We start from the raw sequence: 454 nt of genomic DNA on the forward strand, positions 1-454 counted from the left end.
GGCCCGGGCGCGCGAGTTGTCCATGGCCCAGGTCGACGCCCTGACCTGGCAGGAATTCGAAACGTACATCGCGCAGCTGTGCCGGCGTGACGGCTGCAGAGAGGTCGTCGTCAGCGGCAGGAGCGGCGACCTGGGCGCGGACGTCGTCGGCTACCTGGCCGACGGCCGCAAGCTGGTCATCCAGTGCAAGAAGTACGCGGCGCACCGGAGCGTGTCCTCGCAGGACATGCAGAAGTTCGTCGGCACCGCCCGCCTCGAGCACGGCGCGGACGTCGCCCTGTTCGTCACCACCTGCCGCGCGTTCACGAAGGACGCGCTGGGCCTGGCGCTGCGCCAGGACATCGTGGCCCTGCACCGCGACCTGCTGGGCTCCTGGGTCAAGGGCGCTCACCTGGAGAGCCTGATCCCGCTGAACGGCAGCGGCGGCGGCACCAAGCGGCGCCCCTCTGGCTGA

General features: G+C 70.7%; 1 protein-coding gene. It reads left to right on the forward strand.

Going from position 1 to position 454, the window contains the following annotated elements; genetic code table 11:
• On the forward strand, window positions 1-454 hold a 454-nt coding region (locus KM933_RS38805; RefSeq protein ID WP_221362401.1), incomplete at its 5' end, for a restriction endonuclease.

Source organism: Streptomyces beigongshangae, assembly GCF_019710745.1.
Taxonomy (GTDB): Bacteria; Actinomycetota; Actinomycetes; order Streptomycetales; family Streptomycetaceae; genus Streptomyces; species Streptomyces beigongshangae.